Origin of the sequence: Mycobacterium sp. E3247, assembly GCF_001667785.1 — a bacterium.
GTDB lineage: Bacteria > Actinomycetota > Actinomycetes > Mycobacteriales > Mycobacteriaceae > Mycobacterium.
Window position 1 is genome coordinate 1 of the sequence record NZ_LZJG01000419.1, and the last position, 1,987, is coordinate 1,987.

A 1,987-nucleotide genomic window follows, 5' to 3' on the forward strand; every position below is an offset into this window, starting at 1 on the left:
GGCCGCGGAGTCGATCCTGCAGGCCGTCGCGCGCGGTGATCAAGACGATGCCGACGTCGCCCCAGTCGCGGATCACGTCGATGAGGTCGAAGCCGTCGCGCCCGGGCAGCATGACGTCGAGTACCACCAGGTCCGGGCGCAGCCCGTCCAGCGCCTCCTCCAGCCCGTCGCCGTCACCACGGCCGACGGTGTGGTAGCCGACGTCGGTGAGCGCCTCGCCGACCATCTCGCGGATCGTCTCGGAGTCTTCGACCACCAGAACCCGGGGCGCGCCGACGCTGAAGTGGCCGGCGGCGGCCCGCGGGCAGTTCGTCATGGGTCCCATTGTCGGCGCCGGCGCTGAAGTGAACCTGAAGCGGGCGTGCCATTGTCACGGGAGTCTCAGTGGTCACAAGAATGTCGGGATGCGCGTTGACTCACCTTCGCTGGTGGCAGGAGTGGCGAATGGGGCGCCAGCTTCTTCAGGTCCGCTTCAGTTCCGGCTCCTACCGTCCGGTGCCATGACCACAAACGACGACATCGACACCCCTCCGCCCACCCCGCCCGCGGCGAATCGACCTGGTGAGCCGCGCCGCCACTCCACCGCGGTGGTAGTCGGCGCAGGGCTGGCGGGCGCGCTGATCGGCGCGGCCGGCACCATCGCGGCGATCGCCTTCGCCTGGATCGTCAGCGTCGGCCCACCCGGCCCACCGCTACCGCCCGGGCCGCCGCCGATGATGGCGCTGCAGCACGGGCCGCCTCCCCCACCGATGGGCGGACCCATGGGTGGTTTCGGGTTCGCGCCGCCGCCCGGCCCGCCGGGCCCGCCGCATGGCGCCTGGCCGCCGCCACCCATGGCGCCCGGCCCGAATTTTCCGCCGCCCTGGCCACCGCCGCCGCCCCCACCCCCGCCGGACGCCACGGCGACGGCCGTTGTGCGTCGGCTGCCGGATGGCGCCCGGGTCATCCTGGTCGCCGACACCACACAAACCACGCAGGTGACGCACCAACTGCGGGCGCTGATGATCGGAGCGGGTGTGGTGACCCTGCTGGTCGCCGCGCTGCTGCTGGTGGCGGTCAGCCGGGTGGCGTTACGCCCACTGGACCGGTTGACCGCGCTGGCCAACGACATCCGGACCGGTGATCGCGGGCGGCGGCTGCGCCCCGACCGTCCCGATACCGAATTAGGCCGGGCCGCAAGCGCTTTCGACGGGATGCTGGATACTTTGGAGGCTTCCGAACGCCGGGCCCAGCGTTCCGCCGACGCGGCCCGGCGCGCCGAGACGGCAACCCGGCGCTTCATGGTCGACGCCGCCCACGAACTGCGCACCCCGATCGCCGGGATACAGGTCGCCGCCGAACAACTCGCCACCAGCGCCTCCCAGCAGCAGGGCGACGACGCGGCAGACGGTCAATATCGCAGGGCCAGCCTGTTGCTGTCCGACGCGCGGCGCGCAGGGCGGTTGGTCTCCGACATGCTCGATCTGAGCCGCATCGACGCCGGCCTGCCGTTGGACTCCCAGGCCGTCGACCTGGCGGCGATCGCCGACGCCGAAGCCGACCGGGCCGCGATGCTGGCGCCGCAACTGACCATCAGCCGCACCGGCGCCACCGAGCTGCTTCTGGACGCGGACCCCACCCGCATCGCGCAGATCCTGTCCAATCTGCTCGACAACGCCCGACGCTACACCCCGCGCGGGGGAGCCATCACGGTCGACGTGCGTGGGCGCACCGATGCCGCCGAGGTGACCGTCACCGACAGCGGCCCGGGCATTCCCGACGACGAGCGCGAGCGGATCTTCGAACGGCTGGTGCGACTGGACGCCGGGCGCGCCCGCGATCACGGCGGCGCCGGGCTGGGCCTGCCGATCGCCCGGGCGCTGGCGCGTGCCCACGGGGGCGAGCTGGTGTGTCTGCCGCACGAGGGCGGGGCGAGGTTCCGGCTCACGCTGCCGCTCGCCGCGGCGGTGGAATAAGGCCCATGGAAGAAAGGTGAGCGGTGGCCGCC

General features: G+C 72.6%; 2 protein-coding genes. One reads left to right on the plus strand and one right to left on the minus strand.

The genetic code is table 11. The features are described from left to right. A partial coding sequence (locus A9X04_RS21650) for a response regulator transcription factor (protein ID WP_156764473.1) occupies nt 1-325 on the minus strand: 325 nt, incomplete at its 3' end. 175 nt (nt 326-500) lie between these two features. Here A9X04_RS21650 and A9X04_RS21655 point away from each other — a divergent pair. Then, on the plus strand, nt 501-1,955 hold the full coding sequence (locus A9X04_RS21655) for a cell wall metabolism sensor histidine kinase WalK (protein ID WP_082975170.1): 1,455 nt from the start codon (nt 501-503) through the stop codon (nt 1,953-1,955). Nucleotides 1,956-1,987: the final 32 nt, after the last annotated feature.

Bases quoted from the DNA above. Each gene is read 5' to 3' on its own strand.
- A9X04_RS21655 (WP_082975170.1), top strand. From the start codon at position 501: ATGACCACAAACGACGACATCGACACCCCTCCGCCCACCCCGCCCGCG.